The sequence below is a fragment of the Roseicitreum antarcticum genome, assembly GCF_014681765.1.
Lineage (GTDB): Bacteria > Pseudomonadota > Alphaproteobacteria > Rhodobacterales > Rhodobacteraceae > Roseicitreum > Roseicitreum antarcticum.
Genome location: NZ_CP061502.1, coordinates 138,029 through 155,020, shown reverse-complemented (window position 1 = coordinate 155,020; position 16,992 = coordinate 138,029). Strand labels below are relative to the sequence as shown.

Annotated in this window: 15 protein-coding genes; 6 read left to right on the top strand and 9 right to left on the bottom strand. The window is 62.1% G+C overall.

Going from position 1 to position 16,992, the window contains the following annotated elements; all coding sequences use genetic code 11:
• Positions 1–11: 11 nt before the first annotated feature.
• The 4 genes from H9529_RS19245 to H9529_RS19230 form a co-directional block, all read right to left on the bottom strand.
• Positions 12–1,103 (bottom strand): ABC transporter substrate-binding protein, encoded by a 1,092-nt coding sequence (locus H9529_RS19245; protein WP_092888919.1) that lies wholly within the window; start codon positions 1,101–1,103, stop codon positions 12–14.
• A complete protein-coding gene (locus H9529_RS19240; RefSeq protein WP_223814430.1) occupies positions 1,100–1,984 on the bottom strand; it encodes an alpha/beta hydrolase in 885 nt (294 codons plus the stop codon). Before H9529_RS19240 ends, H9529_RS19245 begins: the two co-directional genes overlap by 4 nt.
• Before the next feature lie 129 nt (positions 1,985–2,113).
• A complete protein-coding gene (locus H9529_RS19235; protein ID WP_092888922.1) occupies positions 2,114–2,944 on the bottom strand; it encodes a nitrilase-related carbon-nitrogen hydrolase in 831 nt (276 codons plus the stop codon).
• On the bottom strand, positions 2,941–3,858 hold the full coding sequence (locus H9529_RS19230) for a proline iminopeptidase-family hydrolase (protein ID WP_092888925.1): 918 nt from the start codon (positions 3,856–3,858) through the stop codon (positions 2,941–2,943). Before H9529_RS19230 ends, H9529_RS19235 begins: the two co-directional genes overlap by 4 nt.
• Before the next feature lie 132 nt (positions 3,859–3,990).
• On the opposite strand from H9529_RS19230, the gene H9529_RS19225 reads away from it, so the two are divergent.
• A complete protein-coding gene (locus tag H9529_RS19225; RefSeq protein ID WP_092888928.1) occupies positions 3,991–4,764 on the top strand; it encodes an HpcH/HpaI aldolase family protein in 774 nt (257 codons plus the stop codon).
• On the opposite strand, the gene H9529_RS19220 is transcribed toward H9529_RS19225, so the two are convergent.
• Positions 4,746–5,435 carry a helix-turn-helix transcriptional regulator gene (locus tag H9529_RS19220; protein WP_092888931.1) on the bottom strand — a complete coding sequence of 230 codons (690 nt, stop codon included), beginning with the start codon at positions 5,433–5,435 and terminating at the stop codon, positions 4,746–4,748. The two genes, H9529_RS19225 and H9529_RS19220, sit on opposite strands and share 19 nt — an antisense overlap.
• 3 nt (positions 5,436–5,438) lie before the next feature.
• On the bottom strand, positions 5,439–6,113 hold the full coding sequence (locus tag H9529_RS19215) for an RraA family protein (protein WP_092888934.1): 675 nt from the start codon (positions 6,111–6,113) through the stop codon (positions 5,439–5,441).
• A gap of 107 nt (positions 6,114–6,220) precedes the next feature.
• Between H9529_RS19215 and H9529_RS19210 the strand changes: the two genes are divergently transcribed.
• Positions 6,221–7,135, top strand: coding sequence for a LysR family transcriptional regulator (locus H9529_RS19210; RefSeq protein WP_092888937.1), 915 nt, complete (start codon positions 6,221–6,223; stop codon positions 7,133–7,135).
• A 233-nt stretch (positions 7,136–7,368) separates the two neighbouring features.
• Here the strand turns inward: H9529_RS19210 and H9529_RS19205 are convergent, their stop codons facing one another.
• The 3 genes from H9529_RS19205 to H9529_RS19195 all read right to left on the bottom strand — a co-directional run bounded on the left by H9529_RS19205 (position 7,369) and on the right by H9529_RS19195 (position 11,700).
• The gene (locus tag H9529_RS19205; protein ID WP_092888941.1) at positions 7,369–8,418 is read right to left on the bottom strand and encodes an ABC transporter ATP-binding protein; all 1,050 of its coding nucleotides are present in this window, start codon (positions 8,416–8,418) and stop codon (positions 7,369–7,371) included.
• A gap of 14 nt (positions 8,419–8,432) precedes the next feature.
• Entirely contained in the window at positions 8,433–10,589 is a 2,157-nt protein-coding gene (locus H9529_RS19200) for an ABC transporter permease (protein WP_092888944.1), read from the bottom strand.
• 79 nt (positions 10,590–10,668) lie between these two features.
• Positions 10,669–11,700: an ABC transporter substrate-binding protein gene (locus tag H9529_RS19195; protein WP_092888947.1), complete on the bottom strand. Its 1,032-nt coding sequence runs from the start codon at positions 11,698–11,700 to the stop codon at positions 10,669–10,671.
• A gap of 230 nt (positions 11,701–11,930) precedes the next feature.
• On the opposite strand from H9529_RS19195, the gene H9529_RS19190 reads away from it, so the two are divergent.
• The 4 genes from H9529_RS19190 to H9529_RS19175 all read left to right on the top strand — a co-directional run bounded on the left by H9529_RS19190 (position 11,931) and on the right by H9529_RS19175 (position 16,943).
• The gene (locus tag H9529_RS19190; protein WP_092888950.1) at positions 11,931–12,674 is read left to right on the top strand and encodes a response regulator; all 744 of its coding nucleotides are present in this window, start codon (positions 11,931–11,933) and stop codon (positions 12,672–12,674) included.
• A complete protein-coding gene (locus tag H9529_RS19185) occupies positions 12,671–15,166 on the top strand; it encodes an ATP-binding protein (protein WP_092888953.1) in 2,496 nt (831 codons plus the stop codon). The genes H9529_RS19190 and H9529_RS19185 overlap by 4 nt, the downstream gene beginning before the upstream one ends.
• The gene (locus H9529_RS19180; RefSeq protein WP_176847078.1) at positions 15,163–15,804 is read left to right on the top strand and encodes an HAD family hydrolase; all 642 of its coding nucleotides are present in this window, start codon (positions 15,163–15,165) and stop codon (positions 15,802–15,804) included. Before H9529_RS19185 ends, H9529_RS19180 begins: the two co-directional genes overlap by 4 nt.
• Positions 15,805–16,592: 788 nt before the next feature.
• The gene (locus H9529_RS19175) at positions 16,593–16,943 is read left to right on the top strand and encodes a RidA family protein (RefSeq protein WP_092888959.1); all 351 of its coding nucleotides are present in this window, start codon (positions 16,593–16,595) and stop codon (positions 16,941–16,943) included.
• Positions 16,944–16,992 lie beyond the last annotated feature (49 nt).

Below are 16,992 nucleotides of genomic sequence, written 5' to 3'. Positions count from 1 at the left end.
CCCGGACCGGCTTACATGTTGAAAGCTGCGCCCCAGCGGGTGGTGAAAGCCTCAAAATTGGCGACCATATCGCTGTCGTAGTCGATCATGATCAGCTTTTCCGCATCACCGATTGCCGCGATGACCTCATCCAGGGAATAGACATTCGGTGCCTCGGGCGCGACACCCGGGCGATAGGGCGTCAGGTTCCCCGCAGCGACCGCATACTGCCCAGGCTCGGACAGGACGAAATCCAGAAACACGCGCGCGGCGGCCTTGTTTTGCGCCTCGGCCATGATCCCCATGCCACGCAGAAAGACCGGCGTGCCGTCGGACGGGAAGGTCCAGCCCAGCACCTGTTCCAGCGCCGGGTCAAGGCGGCTCAGCACCACGGGCGCGGATACGAAGAATGACGATGCCAGTTCGCCCGTCAGGGTGCGTTCGATCATGCCACCGGCGCCGCCGCCCGGGCGCGTCATCGGCCCTGCTGCGGCGAACCATTCCCATGCCGCGTCGCCGTGATGCGCGGCAAAGGCGTAGCCGATGGAGCCACCAAAGGCATAGCGCCCGTCATAGGTGCCCACCTTGCCTTCGAACACATCGGGATGCGCAGTAATGTTGGCGAAATACGCTTCCATCGACGCAACCTGAAGGTCTGCGGGCACGGTCAGCTTGTTGTAGATCGTCACCATCGGATCGGTCGAGAACGTATAAAGCCCCGGCTCAGGATAGGACCAGCCCGGCAGATTCGCCTGCTCGGGCGACGTATAAGGGTCCAGCGTGCCACCCTCGACCGCGCGCACCCAGTCCGGAATGGAGTTTGCAACGACCAGATCCGCGCTGGCCACCCCCGTGCCGGTTTCTGCGGCATAGCGCGAGAATGCTTCCGACGGCCCCATCTCGACCGATTGCACGTCAATATCGGGGTAGACCTCCTTGAAGGCGTCGATGACCGGCCCGAGGTTGTCATTCGACAGATTGGTATAGATCAGCAACGAGCCTTCGGTTCTTGCCGCAGCGATCAGGTCGGCGTAATCCGCCGGATAACCTGCGGGCGGGGTCTGTGCGCTGGCAGAACCCGCAAGCAGCAGCGCCGTGGTTCCGGCAATCCATAGATGTTTCATGTCGATCTCCTGTTGGTGGGGGATGGGATGCTTGCATTGTCGTTGATCAGCCAGCTTCGCATCACTTGCGAAGCCGCTGTGGTGCAGGGGGCAAGCTGATGTCCTGCACCGGGTATTTCGCGCAGCGTGACCGGCGCGCCATGGGCGTGCAGGCTGTCGCGCAGGGCGTAGGTCCGCTCGATCCGCGTGCGGCCTGCCAATGCGCTGTCGGCGGCACCAAAACGTGTGCCCGGGTCACGGGCGACCAGCCCTGCCGCGTGATCCTCAGACCCGACCAGAAGCGCCGTGCGCAGCCGCGCAAGACCCGCCAGATCCGGACGCTCACCGATTGCGGCCTCGGCACCTGCCAGCCCGGGCCACCATGCCACGTCATCGCGCAACAAGGTGACGCCGCCCGGCGCGGCCAACAGCAGGCCGTCCAGCCGACTGGCACGAAACAGCGCATAGCGCTGCGCGAATTGTGCGCCGCCTGAAAAGCCGAACAGCCAGATGCGCCGGGGGGACCGGGGCAGGCGCTCCAGCGCGCTGGCAATGATCCGGTCCATCAGGTGCAGGTAGCTCAGGCCGCCCACAAGGAATTTGTAATCGTCCTGGGTATCTTGTCCCGCGATGCTTGCAGGGAAATAGGGCGCAAGCAGCGACACCGCGCCGTCCATGCCTAGCCCCGTGACCAGCCCCGCGATATCCCGGTCGCTGCCATGGGCCGCAATCAGCATCGGTGCATCAGGGCTGTCCGCCGGACACAGGACATAGCGCCAGTCCGTGCCGTCAAGGGCGCAGGTCGGCAGGCCTGCAAGGGGGCCCACACGTTCATCAGGGCGCAGACCCGCTGCCATATCGGGCAAGGTGTCCGCTTGGGTCGGCTTCGGGGGCAGGGTCATTGTCCGGCCTCCCCGCCAATGCGCGGGACAGGACCGCCAATGTCCGGCGGCACCAGGATAGCCGCATAAATTGGCGCCAATTTTGCGCAAGGGTTGTTCCCCGCCGTGCCCGGCCAGCATCCACGCGGTTCAATTGGCATGCGTCACCTCGCCAATCTCGCGCGTTTGGGACAATACCGGCAGGCGTGCGCGGGTACGCGCGACCTCTGCCGCGTCGATCTGCGCCAGAATGACACCGGGCGCGTCGCCGGTGGCGGCCAGGATCTCCCCCATGGGCGAAATGATCCGCGACTGGCCATAGGTGGCAACCCCGTCGCGGATGCCGCATTGCGCTGCCGCGACCACATATGACCCGGTCTCGATTGCGCGCGCACGTAACAGCGTTTCCCAATGCAGCGGCCCGGTGATCGGCGAAAATGAGGCCGGGATCATCAAGACACCGGCGCCTGCTGCCGCCAATGCGCGAAACAGATAGGGAAAGCGCAGGTCATAACAAATCGACAAGCCCAAGCAGTGCCCCGCTGCGGTGCAGATCACCGCGCCGGCCTCACCTGGCGCAACGGCGCGGCTTTCGATGAAATCCCCCGCGCCGCCAAGGGCCACGTCAAAGGTGTGGATCTTGTCATACCGCGCCGTGACCTGCCCTGCGGGCGAAATCACATGGCTCCGGTTCCAGACCCGGTCACCATTCGGCGTGCGCACCAGAAGCGACCCGGTATGAACCCAGATCCCCAGTTCGTCGGCAAGCTGTCTGCACAGGGCCAGCGTGGTATCCGCGCCCTCGTCCTGACACAGGCGCGGATAATCCATCTGATCCTTCAGCAATATATTGGCGGCCTCGGGCAGGCTGACCACCTGCGCGCCTTGCGCGGCGGCCTCACGCATCAGCGCAGCGATGGTGCGGTTGTTCTGCACCACATCAGCGGTGGAACACATCTGGATCGCGGCGAAAACGGTCATTGAACATTCCTGTCGGTTTTGCGTGCCAGGAAATCCGCCACCACGGCCATGCAAAGATCATGCTCTTCGAGATGCGGCATATGGCTTGAATTTCCGAGGATCAGCCATTCGGCGTCGGGGATAAGGTTCGCATAGGCTTCGGCGGCACGGGGCGTGGCCTCGTCGAAACGACCGGTCATAACCAGCGTCGCGGTCGCAACACGGTGCAGACGGTCCTCGATGGTCCAATCCTTCAATGTGCCGATGACATGAAATTCTGTCGGGCCGTTCATGGTGTGATAAACGGTTGGGTCTTCGGCGATGGCATCAAAGGTCGCCACCACCTCGGGCGGCCATGGGTCCATACGGCAGACATGGTTGCGGTAGAAGACCTCCGTCGCGGCCAGATATTCGGGATGCGTGAAGTCACCCCGCTCTTCATGGGCAAGCAGAGTCTGATGGATGCCACCGGGCAATTCCCGGCGCAGGCGCAGCGCCTCTTCCACCCAGGTCGGGAAAGCGCTGGGTGAATTGGCGATGATCAGCGCTTGCAACCCGGCAGGACGGCGCACCGCATGTTCTGCCGCCAGCATCCCACCCCAGCTTTGCCCCAGAAGACAGTAGGCATCCGCAATGCCCAGGTGCGCCAGCAGGCAATCCAATTCGTCGAGGAACAGCGACACCGTCCAGAACCCGGCACCGGCATCGGGCAGATGCGAAGACCGCCCGTTGCCCAGTTGATCGTAATGGATGACGGCCCGGCCCGTCGCGGCAACAGCCTTGTAGGCATCCACATAATCATGCGTGCAGCCCGGCCCGCCATGCAAGACGACCAGTGGCGCCAGCCCGCTGTGCAGATCGCCGGTGACCCGGTACCAGGTCTGATGCCCCCTGAAGGGGGCCACCCCCTCGCGGGTGTCGCATGTCGCAGGCATTGGGGCGGTCCTTGTCTCATCCATTGTGTGCCGATGCTGCATCAGGCGGAGGTGGCGGCGAAAGCTGCAAGATCTTGCACCCTGCCAGACCCGCCGCGCGGCGTTAGGATAGGCATCAAACGGAGGTTCGTCATGAAACCCTTGCGCCAGACCCTGCTTTCGGGGGGCCGACTGCCCGCCGCCTTTCTGTTCCTCGATCAGCCCGACGTGGCCGAAATCATCGCGCTGGCCGGTTTTCCACTGCTGATCGTGGACCGCGAACACGCCTGTGCCGATATGGCCGGGGCGCTGCACATGCTGCGCGCGATCCGCAGCACCTCTGCGGCGTTCGTCATGGCGCGGGCCCGCGACGGGTCGCCCGCCGCGATCAAGCCATTGCTGGATGCCGGGTTCGACGGTCTTATGGTGCCTGACGTCCGCTCGGCCGTTGAGGCGCGCGCCATTGCCGAGGCGGCGCGCTACGCGCCGGTCGGGCGGCGCGGCGCGCAGTTCACCGTGTCGCGCGCGGCGCTTTATGGCACCGACGCCGGACATGCAGAAGGCGGGCATGCGGAACGGGCGAATGAAAGCCTGCTGCTGGCCGTGATGATCGAAAGCCGTGCCGGGTTGGAGGCAATCGACGAAATCGCCGCGACACCCGGAATCGACATGCTTTTCCTCGGACCGCTGGACTTGACAACTGACTATGGCAGCTTTGGCGATCTGGGGTCGCCGGAACTGGCGCTGGCATTGCGCGATGCCGAAAGCCGCATTCTGGACAGCGGCAAACTGCTTGGCGGCGCGGCCCTGCCCGATACGTCCGCGAATACGCTGTTCAAACGCGGATATACACTGGTCAGCGCGGTGTCGGATGTCGGACTGATCCGCGACGCGGCAGCATGCGCCGTTCATCGGGTCCAGCCCTGACCCTGCGCCAGCGCAACCGCGTGGCTGCGGTTGCGCGCGCCCAGCTTGGCACCGGCCGCCTGCAAATGCTTGACCACCATGCTTTCCGACCGGGCCAGCGCATGGGCGATCTGCTTGGCCGACAACCCCTTTGCCGTCAGCGTGAGGCATTCCGCTTCGCGCGGGGACAGCGGATTGCGCGGGCGCGGCAACGCGGCAAGGACGCTGTCTTGCAACCGATGTGCGGCCAGCGCGAATTCGGCCAGACACGCGGTCGCGTTGCCGCCTTCGGGGAGAAATACCGTGGCCGTCGCAAACCCCTGCCGTGGCAGATGCAACGGCACGGTAACGCCGCGTGACAATTGCCAACTCAGCAAGCGCTCGGACACTTCGCCGACCTCGGCCCGGTCGAGATCCTGCGCGATGGGCGAAGGCTCCTTGCGGTGGTAGCTCCATGCAAAGGGCCGCGTGATCTCTGCCGCAAGGTTTTGCACCGGGTCGGCGCGATACAGCCGCGCGCACCAGTCGGCCGCCAACCGCTCGGCCCGCCCACGCGCCTCGATCACCACAGGCAGGACGAATTCGTCGGGGTCAGCCGAGAACGGCGCGGTTGAATAATCATAGACAAACCCAAGGGCATCAGGCGGGCAGGCCCTGAAAACCGCGTCCACAAAATCCGGGATGGCTGCCATGCGTCATCTTCCTGTGTCAAGAAACCCGTTCACCATATCGCTCGCCCCCGACAGCGCCCCGATCAAGGCGCCGCCCTCGACCCCCGCTATGGTCCGTGTCGTCAGGGCCAGCAGCGCATCGGCGCGGGTCAGGCTCGCTTCCAGTTCGGATATGTGGAACGCCACCACGCCCAGGGCATCCGCCAGAATCGCGTCGCCCGCAAGCACTGGCACCCCGCCGACCGAAACGGGCCGGTTCAACGCCCCACCCAGCCGCTGAAGCCGCGTGGTCAGTGCCGATGCGCCCCGGCTGAACACCGGCAGGCCCATCGCGGCCAGTTCTGAGGTATCGGTATGGCAGCCGTCGATCACGACGCCCGCCGCACCCGCATTCACGATGGCACGCGCCACGCCCCCGCCAAGGCAAGCGGCGCTGCGATCGCCGCGCCGGTCGATCACCAGGATGTCGCCGGGGCGCAGCAAACCTGCGGCGTGATGCAGCAAGGTGGAATCCAGTCCCGGCAAACTCAGCGTGACCGCCGTCCCGACGACGCGCGTCACCGGCGCCGCGGGCGCGATGCCGGGGTCCATCAATCCCCTGTCCAGGAAATGGCCGAAAAGTACGGTTTCAAAGCCCGCCAGCCGCGCTAGCAACGGGTCGGCAACCGGTGTCGGCATCGGGTCGAGTTTAAAGGTCATGGCCGTCCATCCGTTTCATTTTTTCCATTACGCGATACATGCATGTTGCAAGTCCACTGGATTTACTCGATCATGCTGATAGAACTTTTCTATCATGGTGTCGTTGCGTGCAGATCCACAGCCTTGAGACATTCTTCTGGGTTTACCGTCTGTCCAGCTTCCGGCGCGCGGCTGAGCGGCTGAATATTTCGCAACCCACGGTCTCGTCCCGCATCCGGGGCCTGGAGGATGAGCTTGGCGTGACGCTTCTGCACCGGGACCGCAATCTGACGTTGACGGAGCAGGGGCGCGAACTTCTGGATTATGCCCAAAAGATCCTGCGCCTGACGGATGACCTGTCGTTCCGGCAAGGCGCCGTTCCCGTTGAAACGCGGCTGCGCATCGGCGCCAACGGTGCGGTGGCGGCGACCTGGCTGATGGCGCTTGCAGCCCGCCTGGAGGCGACACAGCCCGACCTGCGACTGGAGATCGAGGTCAATCAATCGGCCAACTTGCTGCACCATCTGCTGACCGACCAGCTTGAACTTGCTTTCCTGTCCGAGGAAGCGACCGACTCCCGGCTGCGCCTCGAACGGCTGGGAACCTATCCCATGGTCTGGGTGGCCCGGCCTGGTCTCTACCCTGCGGTCATTTCGGACGCGCAACTGGGCGCGTACCCGATCATCAGCTACGGCTGGCAGTCGCCGGTACACGATCATACCTATGCGCCCGCCTTCGGGCAGGTGCGCAACCGCCGCTTCCTCTATACTGACGACCTTTTCATGATGATCCGGCTTGCGGTTGACGGTGCCGGTCTGGCCCTGCTGCCAAAAACGGCGATTGCGGCCGAACTGTCGGCGCACAAGCTGGCCGTGATCCGTGTCGAAACCCACCCAATGGACCTGCCGATCCTTGTTGCGCGCAGCCGCATGAAACGCAATGCCTTGGCCGATCAGGCGCTTGATATTGCCAAAGATCTCATGCGCCACGCAACCAGCTATCCGGAATCAGGATCCAGACGTGTTTCCGACAAAGATCGCTGACCGGGCTTCAGTTTTTTCCAGGCAGGCCACAAACCCCCGCTGATCCTCAAGCCATGCACCCCGTCGGTGCAACCGACCCATCGTTCGCGATGGCAAAAGCAGTGCGCGGCGCGGTCATGTTTTGGGGCGCAGAACATCGTGATGACCGGCGGGCGTAGCCACCGGCGCCGACGGCTGCACCGAGGTGCTGAAAAGTGCCGCGACGACCCGGGCCTGGCGCAGGCTGTTGCTTTCTAAGCTGGCACCAGCCTGATATCCGCCGGGTCAAAATGCAGATGTGCGGTGTCACCATTGCGCAAAGGACTGGGTTCAGGAACAGCAATCGCAAAGATCGACCCCATGGGGCTGTCCAGCGTGTACTGGATCGAGTTGCCAAGCCATGCCGCATAACTGACCTGCACGGGATGGGTATCGGGGCCTGCCTCGCGCGACAGGCGGACATGATGGGGCCGCAGCACCATTTTCGCCGGACCCCGCGCAACATCGCGCAAAGGCAAGGTCAGGCGACGGTCCAGATACGCAATCTGGGTTTCGGCGTCAGAGCTGAGAACCTCAACGTCGATCAGGTTGGCATCCCCGATAAAATCGGCAATGAACGCCGAAGCCGGGCGGTCGTACAGATCAAACGGGCTGCCTTCCTGCGCGATCTCCGAGTTTTTCATCACGATAATCCGGTCAGACACGGCCATCGCCTCTTCCTGATCGTGGGTCACATAAACCGCCGTCAGGCCAAGCCGCTGCTGAATCTCGCGGATTTCCTCGCGTACATGGCGGCGCAACTTTGCATCCAGATTGGACAGCGGTTCATCCAACAGCAACACTTCGGGTTCCAGCACGATCGCACGGGCGACCGCGACGCGTTGTTGCTGGCCGCCCGAAAGTTCAGACGGCAGCCGCGCGCCAAAGCCTGTCAGCCCCACGGTTTGCAGCGCGTGTTCCGCCCTGCCCTGCGCCTCAGCGCGGGGCACGCGCGACACGGTCAGCCCGTAAGCAACGTTTTCCAAAACGGTCATGTGCGGAAACAGGGCATATGACTGAAACACCATCGAAACCTTGCGATAGGTTGCAGACAGATGCGTGACATCCTCGCCCCCGATCAAGATGCGCCCCTCACTGGCGCTTTCCAGCCCGGCAATCAGCCGCAGCGTCGTGGTCTTGCCGCAACCAGACGGCCCCAGCAGCGTCACAAGTTGCCCCGGCGCTATGTCGATAGACAACGGTTTCAGCGCCACAACCTCGCCAAAGCGCTTGGTGACATTTTCAAAGCGAACGGAACCTTTCATCGGGCTCTCCTGAACTAATTGGTTTCAATGCGGTCGGTGCGGCGCAGTTTGCGCCGGCCGATCACCAGTTGCAGGGCAAGAATGACCATCAGCATGGTCACAATCAGCACAGCGGAATAGGCGATGGCGATGCCGTATTCACCGTTCTCTACCCGTCCGACCAAGAACGAGGTCGCCATATTGTAGCGCGCCGAGACAAGAAAGATCACCGCCGAGACCGAGGTGACCGCCCGCACAAAGCTGTAGGTCAGCGCCGCCAGAATGGCAGGGCCCATCAGCGGCAGGATCACGCGGCGCAAGGTTGTGGCCGAATTGGCCCCCAGCGTGATCGACGCTTCATCCAGCGACTTGTCCAGTTGGCTCATGGCTGCAATTCCGCCGCGCACACCCACCGGCATGTTGCGGAAAATGAACACGATCACCAGGATCAGGCCTGTCGCGGTCAGCTCCACCGGCGGGAAGTTGAACGCCATGACATAGGCCACCCCGATGACCGTGCCGGGAATGGCAAAGGACAACATCGTTGAAAATTCAAACGCGTTCTTGCCCACGAAATTTTGGCGGACCAGCAGATAGGCCGTGGCCAGCCCCACCGCCGCCGTCAAAGGCGCGGCAATCGCTGCGATGGTCAATGTGGTGAAGAAACTGTCCCACGCCGCGCCTGTGAAATGCACACCATTGCGCAGCACGATGCTGAAGCCACGGCGGTAATGCTCCAGCGTGAAGGTGTGGTCATACCCCCAAAGCCGCACAAAGCTGCCAAAGATAATCAGCGCGTACAAGATCAACGTGAACGCCGCCCATGGCAGGGCAACCAGATAGCAGGCCCACCGCAACGCAGGGTTCAGCGCGGCATTGCGGCCACTGTCGCCCTTGCCGGTGACGGTGGCGTAATTCTTGCGGCCCAGCCAGCGGCGCTGCCCGACAAAGGCCGTCAGCGTCAGGGACAGCAAGATCAGGGACAGAATTGCTGCCTTGGCGGGGTCTGCGACGGTGCCAACGATGGCAAAGTAGATCTCGGTGGACAGCACATTGAAATTGCCGCCCAGAACCAGCGGGTTGCCAAAATCGGCCAGGCTTTCGATGAAGCCCAGCAAAAAGGCATTGGCCAGCCCCGGTCGCATCAATGGCAAAGAGATGTTGCGGAACGTCTGCCAGCGATTTGCGTTCAGCGTCTGGCTGGCCTCTTCCATCGACGGCGACACGCCTTCGACCACCCCGATCAGCACCAGAAAGGCAATCGGCGTGAACGACAGCATCTGTGCCAGCCAGACACCCCAGAAGCCATAAAGCCACCGCGTCTGTTCAACCCCGAGCACATCGCCAAAGAACACCGTCAGGGTGCCAGACCGCCCCAAAAGCAAGATCAGCACCAGACCAATCACGAAGGGCGGTGTGATGATCGGCAAGATCGTCAGCACCCGCAGCAAACGCTTTGCGGGGAAATTGGTGCGCGTGAAGATCAGCGCAAAGGCAAGGCCCATGATTGTGGTGCCTGTCGCCGTGGCCAGCCCCAACATGGTGGAATTGAGGGCCGCCCCGCAAGACCCTTGCCCACGCAAGCAGCCGAAAGACCAGATATCCGGCGCGAAAAAGCGGGGCAGAAATTCGGACACACCAAAGCCTGCGCCGCCGCGCAGTTCAAAGGCGCGCACCAGAATGAAGCTCATCGGGTAGAACACAAACAGCGCCACCAACGCGATAATCGCGCCGACCATGCCGGTCACGAACGCATCGCCGCGGCCCCGGCCCAGCCCGGAAATCGCCGTGGTGACAATGAACAAAAGCGCAGCCGCAGTAACAAAAGCGCCGATGCCCATGCCAGGCTGTGTGATGCCGTCAAACAACGTTGCACGCGCACCAAAGCCCACAACCAGCATACCCTGGCCCGCCATCAGCCCCAGCCCGACAGCCCCGCTGACGACAAGGCCTTGCGCCATTTTGATTGGTGATCTGACGAACAACAGCACACCCGCCGCACCGGCAAGACCCAGCAGCGGCAACAACAGCCAAGGCCGGTCGCTGAAGGCCCAGATCGCGGCGGGCGCATCAGCTTGCGTAAAGCTGGCCAGCCAGCCGAATGACCAAAATCCGCCCTGCGCAACGTACCAGGGCAGCAGGCAATAGCCCGCCAGCCCGATCGCAAGCCAAAGCCCCGCCGTGCGTTTCATATCACTATCCTGAACTGTTCTGAAAATACCAACGGCCCGCCCCGTACTAATGTCGGGACGGGCAGACAGGTCGGTTCATTTATTCTTCGAAGTTGCCGCCTTGTGACTTCACTTCGGCTTCCCAGCGCTGCAGCAGACGTTCGCGGGTTTCAGATGATCCATAGGTTGCAAAGTCGTAGTCAATCAGCTTGACCGACGCCATGTCAGGCGCTTCCGGGTCCGTCGCCGCTTCGGGGTGCGAGGGGATGTTGAATACGCCCACTTCCAGCCCCCGTGATTGCGCATCTGCGCTCAAGACATAGTCGACCCATGCCTTTGCGGCGTCAAAGTTCGGGGTGCCGTTGATGATGGATACTGCGCCGGTCTCATACCCCGTGCCTTCGCACGGCGACACGATTTCGACCGGGAAACCCTGCTTCTTCAGATTGACCATATCATGCATGAAACCGACAGAGATTGTAGATTCCCCGCGCGCCACCATCCGACTGGGGGCAGAACCTGACCGCGTGTTCTGGTTCACATTGCGCGCAATATCGCCCAATAGGGCAAAGGCCTCATCCTCACCAAACAACTGCACCAACGTCGCAAGCTGCGTGTAGGCCGTACCTGACGATTGCGGGTTCGACACCGTCACCTCGCCTTGATATTCGGGCTTCGTCAGATCGCGCCAACATGACGGAACCGGCATGCCCTTTTGTTCCAGCAACTCGGTGTTGTACATCATGCCCAAAAGACCGACATGCACGCCGATTGCCCGGCCTTCGGTCATATCGGACATGTTTTGTGCCCAGCCCAGAAGCTGCGAGGTATCCGCACCGCTGGCGACGCTCAGGCCTTCGTTGGCGGCGATCAGATGGGGGTCGCCCGTGCCGCCCCACCATACATCAACCTTTGGGTTTCCGGCCTCGGCCCGGATCTGGGCCAGAACCTCGCCCGTGGATTTCCGTACCATGGCCACGTCGATCCCGGTATCGATACCGAAATTCTGCGCCATCAGATCGCACCAGGCTTGCTCGTTCGAGCATACCACATCCAGACTTTGTGCGGTGACGGCGCCCGCCGACAGGCTGGCCGCAAGCGCGATCGCGCTGATTGAAACAGCTCTCATCATTGTCTCCTCCCTAAATGGCTCCGCACCCTCCCAGATGCAGGTCGCCTATACTGGCACGGCCAATCGGCTTTGGACGATAGGGGTTTGGATGAACTATCTTACGCACAGCCACTTCAATCATGAACAATATTACAGGGCGCCTTTGTCAGCCGTAATATTGTAAACATTTATGCGAATTGTATCCCACGTTGTTTTACAAGACGATACACGAAGGGAAGAGGGATCGGCTTATGCAGCAAATCACGGCGGTGACAAGTGGACCGCGCAAGCCGGTTGTCGCGATCATTGATGATGACATCGATCTGCGCACAACGCTCGCCGCGCTGCTTCAGGAAAACGGCCTGACTCCGCTTGCCATGGCGGATGGCGCCTCGTTTTTTTCGCTTGGCGCAACCCCTGCGGTCGACCTGGCCTTGATTGATCTCAACCTCAACGGTGAAAACGGCCTCGCGCTGGCGCTGCGGATCAGGGACAGGTTCGGCCTGCCGGTTGTGATGCTGACCGGGCGTGGCGACGAAATGGACAAGATCATCGGACTGGAAACTGGCGCCGACGACTACTTGTTGAAGCCGTTCAACCCACGCGAATTGATCGCCCGCATTCGCGCCGTTCTGCGCCGCACCGGGCATACCGCGCTGGGGATCGCGGATCGTTCCACCAGCACGATTGTCAGGTTCGGGGACCTGCGCCTTGACCAGACGCGGCGCGAATTGCTTGAGGCCGATGGTGCCGAAATTGCGCTGACCAACGCCGAATATCGCTTGTTGGACTATTTCCTGCGTCATCCGGACCGGATTATTCCACGCATGGAATTACTGAGCGAACTGGGCAATGACGTTTCTCACTACATGGACCGCACCATTGACGTGCTGATCCTGCGCCTGCGTCGCAAGATCGAGGCCGTGCCCTCGAAACCCGTGCATTTGCAGACCCGGCGCGGCCAGGGCTACATCTTCATTCCCGGCACCCCATGATGCCGCGCCTGTCGATTCAGACGCGGTTGTTGCTGGCCCTGACAGTATTGGCCGCCGCGACCCTGATCGTCGGTTCTGTTGCGTGGATTGCGCTGGGTAAGGGCGCCGACCGGTTGGATCGGTTGCACAATGACACACTGACGCGCGTTGACACCGCGCTTCGGTTGTCACGGCAATCCGCCCGACTGGCGACCGAAGCCCCTTACTTGCTGACGCTCGACAGCCCGTTTCGCATCGCGCAAGAAGGCGGCGCTGCGCGCACCCTGCTGCGCGAGATTCAGCAAGATATCCCGCAAACATCGGACCTGATCGAAACCCTGGATCAGGCCCATCAGGCGATTGACACACTGGTTCAGGAAAGTGCCACGCGGGCAGGCTACCGCGATCAGGTCTTGCGGCTAAACGCCGAACTGGCAAAGCTGGAACGAAACTTTGCCGCGCAGTCTGCCCTGAACATGGTTGGCCCCGCCGAACGGCAGGCATGGCTGACCCTGCAAGGTCAGGCCGCAGCCCTTCTGGGGGCCGGGCGGGCCGAAAACCTGATTGGTGTCGGTGAATACCAACGTCAGTTTGTGGCGCTGGTCGCAAGCGCGCGTGTCGCGGCATTTCGGCCCGATCATGCCGCGCAACAACGGTTGCGCGAACTGGCCGAAGGGCGCGAAGGCCTGTTCGAGTTGCGGCGGTTGGAACTTGCCAGTCGGCTGCGCGCCGAAGCTGCCCTCGTGAACATTCGGAACGCGGCATCTGCGCTGACAGCGCATTCGGCGGCCGTCACATCGGCGGCACAGTCCAGCATCGCTGCGGAACGCGCCCGCGCCACCACCGCGATTGCCGTTGCAAAATCGACCATTCTGACCGTCGGGGCCGTCAGTTCCATCGTTGCGCTGATCGCAGCGGCGTTTGTATCGCAATATGTGATCGCCAATTTAGGGCGTATTTCAAATGCGATGGTGCGTCTTGCCTCGGGCGACCGGCAGGCCGGATTGCCGCGCGGCGAAGGCACCGGCGACGAGATCGGCAAACTATTCCACGCGTTCCGGGTGTTCAGGGCCAATGCCATCCGGCTTGATCGGTCAAACCGGCAGATGACCCAGCGCACCGCCCTGTTTGAAAACATGATGACGGGCATCAGCGATGGTGTGGCGATCTTGTCGGATCAGGGCACTGTCATTGCCCACAACGACCGGCTGGCCGAGGTTTTGCGGCTTGATCCCGCCAGACTGTCGGGCCGCCCTAAACTGGCCGAGATCGTCGATCTGCCGCGCTGCACCCCGCTGCCGGATCGTCTGTGTGACGGGGTGTTGCTGACGGCCGACAACCGGTATCTGGAATGGCGTGAAAGCGCGCTGCCCGACGGGGGGCTGGTGGTTCTGGTGGCCGATGTGACCGAACGGCGCCAGATGGAAGATCGTTTGCAGCAAATCCAGCGGATCGAAGCCCTGGGCAAGGTATCGGGCGAGGTCGCGCATGATTTCGGCAATATCCTTTCAACCATTTCAGGTAATCTGCATCTGTTGCAAACCGCGTCTGACAGCCGCCGCGAGGCGATGTATCAGACGATTTCCAGCGCCGTCGATCTGGGCACCTCGCTGACCCAGCGGCTGCTATCCTTTGCCCGGCGTCAGCATCTTGCGCCCGAGATCGTCGACCTGACCGCGCTGGTCGAAGGTATGGACGATCTGATCGGCTTTGCCTTGCGGGATGATATCGATTTTCGCATCCGGATTGAGGCGGGCGCGCTGCCCGTCCTGATTGACCCCGGACAAATGGAAAGCGCCATTCTGAACCTGTGCCTGAACGCCGGTCAGGCCATTGACGGGCCCGGCATGATTACCCTGCGGGTGTCAGAACACGATGGCCACGCCATCATCGAGGCCAAAGATACCGGCAGCGGCATGAGCGCGGACATCCTTGCCCATGCGATGGAACCGTTCTTTTCGGCGCGCGACGGCGGAACCGGGCTGGGGCTTGCCATGGTCTATGGCTTCATGCGCCAATCAGGCGGCGATGTTGCCATCACGTCGCAGCCCGGCAAAGGCACACTGGTAAAACTGACCCTGCCCTTGCACACCAAACCCGTGGTGGATCATCCCCCGCCTGATCACGGGTTGCCCGATCTGGGAACGGTGCTGATCGTCGAAGATGATCCCAACGATATGGCAACCGCCCAGGGACTTCTGTTGCCCTATGCGCAACGGCTCATCACTTGCCAGGATGCAAGCGAGGCGCATCACCACATTGCAGCCACACGCGTGGATCTGATCGTGACCGATCTGACGTTGCATGGCCAGATCGAAGGCTGGTCGCTGGCAAAAGCGGCGCTTGAAAAATGGAATGCCACGCAGGGGATTATCGTCTCGGGGCACCTGCCCAGCTACAACCCTCTGTCGAAAGGTTTCGCCGGACGGGTACAGACACTGTCCAAGCCGTTGACCTCCGATAAACTGGCGAAGGCGATAGGCGAGCAAAAGAAATGGGAAATTCCGGCATGAACGTTCAACCAAAGGCACTGATTTTTGACTGCGACGGCACACTGCTCCTAACCGCCGATCTTCACTTCAAAGCCATCGGCGCCGCCCTTGCCGCGCAGGGTGCTTCCATATCGTACGATTGGTATGTGGGGCAAAGCGGGCTCAGCCGTGGCGACCTGTTCCAACGCGTTGCGCAGCACCATGACGGCCCGCTTGATCTGCCGCGCCTTTCACAAGACAGCATCGACGCGACGCTGCGTCTGGCGCACGATGCACGGCCAAATCCGTCGGTGGCGGCGCTGGCCGTTCGTTTGTCGGGCAAACTCCCGCTGGCCGTGGCGACGAACAGCGAACGCGCCATTGTGAGCGCCTTTCTGGAAGCCACAGGCCTACGGAAACACTTCGATGCCGTTGTGGCCCGAGAAGACGCGGCAAAGCCCAAGCCCGCACCAGATCTGTTTTTGCGCGCCGCGCACCGCCTTGGTGTCGCGCCTGAAAGCTGTTTGATACTGGAGGATAGCGCAGAGGGTCTGGCTGCGGCACGTGACGCAGGTATGGAAGCTGTCGATGTCAGAAACGACACGGCGCTGGCCACACTATCGGCACGCCTGTGCAGTGTTTACCCCGCAGATGTCGCGCGCCCCATCGACCAGCACTAAGCGTTGCCGTCGACGCCGAAAAGTCCGCGATCATTGGCGATTGGGCGATTATCAGACCACCTGTCGCGGTGGACGCAAAGTCCCGGGTTAGAAACCACCTGAAGCAAGTCCTCCGGCCTGCGGGCTGTCGTCCGGCTATAGCGCACATCAGCTATCCGGTGAGGTGCTGCACCACAAACCCGCGTCGCAAATCAATTCAATTGGCAAAGGGCTGCGATCATGCGGGTATTTAACATCATTAAATCAATTTACTGTAGTCGTAATGCGCTAAATAAACATATTTGGCTTAACACTGACGTGTTTACGTTTCGCGCGTCACATCGTGCTTGCCGCCAGCAAGCACGATGTCTGGTGCATTCGCTGTAGTTATGGAGAAAGCGCAGGAACCAAGGGATTAGCGCTGCACAAGATCACAGCGCAAACCTTTGCATCCATATAAAAACGGTCGTTTATTGGCGACCTATTAAATTGCAAATCCACCCTGATCTGCCCTGAAACCTTATCCGGGATAAGGTTTGTCCCGCGCGCCCTGCCCCGGTGACGCACCTTCCCTGACCGCAGCCCTGCGGATGTCTCAGGCCCTGAGGTGCAAGCCACCACACTTCAGCGCGCCGCATAAGCCCGCGACGGTCGCGGTGCAGCCTTCACGCCGCGCCGCTCAACCTTATCCGCGACAGGATTTGCCACGCCGCCACACAGCCACCCCAACCATCGCGAACCGGCCTTGCCGCGGCGCGGGTTCCGGGCGATGAAGTGCGACCGACACTCCAACCCCAAAGGACCCGCGCATGACTGTCATCACCCGTCTTCACCCCGGCCCGCGCATGGCGCAGGCGGTCATTCACAACGGCACCGTCTGGCTGGCCGGACAGGTCGGCGCCCCCGGGGCCGACGCCACGGCACAGACCCACGCCATCCTGGACCAGATCGACGCCCTGCTGCTGGAGGCCGGGTCATCCAAGGCCCGCATCCTGAACGCCACCATCTGGCTGGCCGACATGGCCGATTTCGCCGCGATGAACGCGGTGTGGGATGCCTGGGTTGATCCCGCCAACCCGCCCGCCCGCGCCACGTCCGAGGGGAAGCTGGCCACCCCCGACTACCGGGTCGAGATCATCGTGACCGCCGCCGTGGGCTGAAGCGCAGACCGCAGGCGCGGACAAGACCTTACCTGCGGATAAGGTTTCC

Coding starts and splice junctions, on each gene's coding strand:
- H9529_RS19245 (WP_092888919.1), bottom strand. CDS start 1,103: ATGAAACATCTATGGATTGCCGGAACCACGGCGCTGCTGCTTGCGGGT.
- H9529_RS19240 (WP_223814430.1), bottom strand. CDS start 1,984: ATGACCCTGCCCCCGAAGCCGACCCAAGCGGACACCTTGCCCGATATG.
- H9529_RS19235 (WP_092888922.1), bottom strand. CDS start 2,944: ATGACCGTTTTCGCCGCGATCCAGATGTGTTCCACCGCTGATGTGGTG.
- H9529_RS19230 (WP_092888925.1), bottom strand. CDS start 3,858: ATGCCTGCGACATGCGACACCCGCGAGGGGGTGGCCCCCTTCAGGGGG.
- H9529_RS19225 (WP_092888928.1), top strand. CDS start 3,991: ATGAAACCCTTGCGCCAGACCCTGCTTTCGGGGGGCCGACTGCCCGCC.
- H9529_RS19220 (WP_092888931.1), bottom strand. CDS start 5,435: ATGGCAGCCATCCCGGATTTTGTGGACGCGGTTTTCAGGGCCTGCCCG.
- H9529_RS19215 (WP_092888934.1), bottom strand. CDS start 6,113: ATGACCTTTAAACTCGACCCGATGCCGACACCGGTTGCCGACCCGTTG.
- H9529_RS19205 (WP_092888941.1), bottom strand. CDS start 8,418: ATGAAAGGTTCCGTTCGCTTTGAAAATGTCACCAAGCGCTTTGGCGAG.
- H9529_RS19200 (WP_092888944.1), bottom strand. CDS start 10,589: ATGAAACGCACGGCGGGGCTTTGGCTTGCGATCGGGCTGGCGGGCTAT.
- H9529_RS19195 (WP_092888947.1), bottom strand. CDS start 11,700: ATGATGAGAGCTGTTTCAATCAGCGCGATCGCGCTTGCGGCCAGCCTG.
- H9529_RS19190 (WP_092888950.1), top strand. CDS start 11,931: ATGCAGCAAATCACGGCGGTGACAAGTGGACCGCGCAAGCCGGTTGTC.
- H9529_RS19185 (WP_092888953.1), top strand. CDS start 12,671: ATGATGCCGCGCCTGTCGATTCAGACGCGGTTGTTGCTGGCCCTGACA.
- H9529_RS19180 (WP_176847078.1), top strand. CDS start 15,163: ATGAACGTTCAACCAAAGGCACTGATTTTTGACTGCGACGGCACACTG.
- H9529_RS19175 (WP_092888959.1), top strand. CDS start 16,593: ATGACTGTCATCACCCGTCTTCACCCCGGCCCGCGCATGGCGCAGGCG.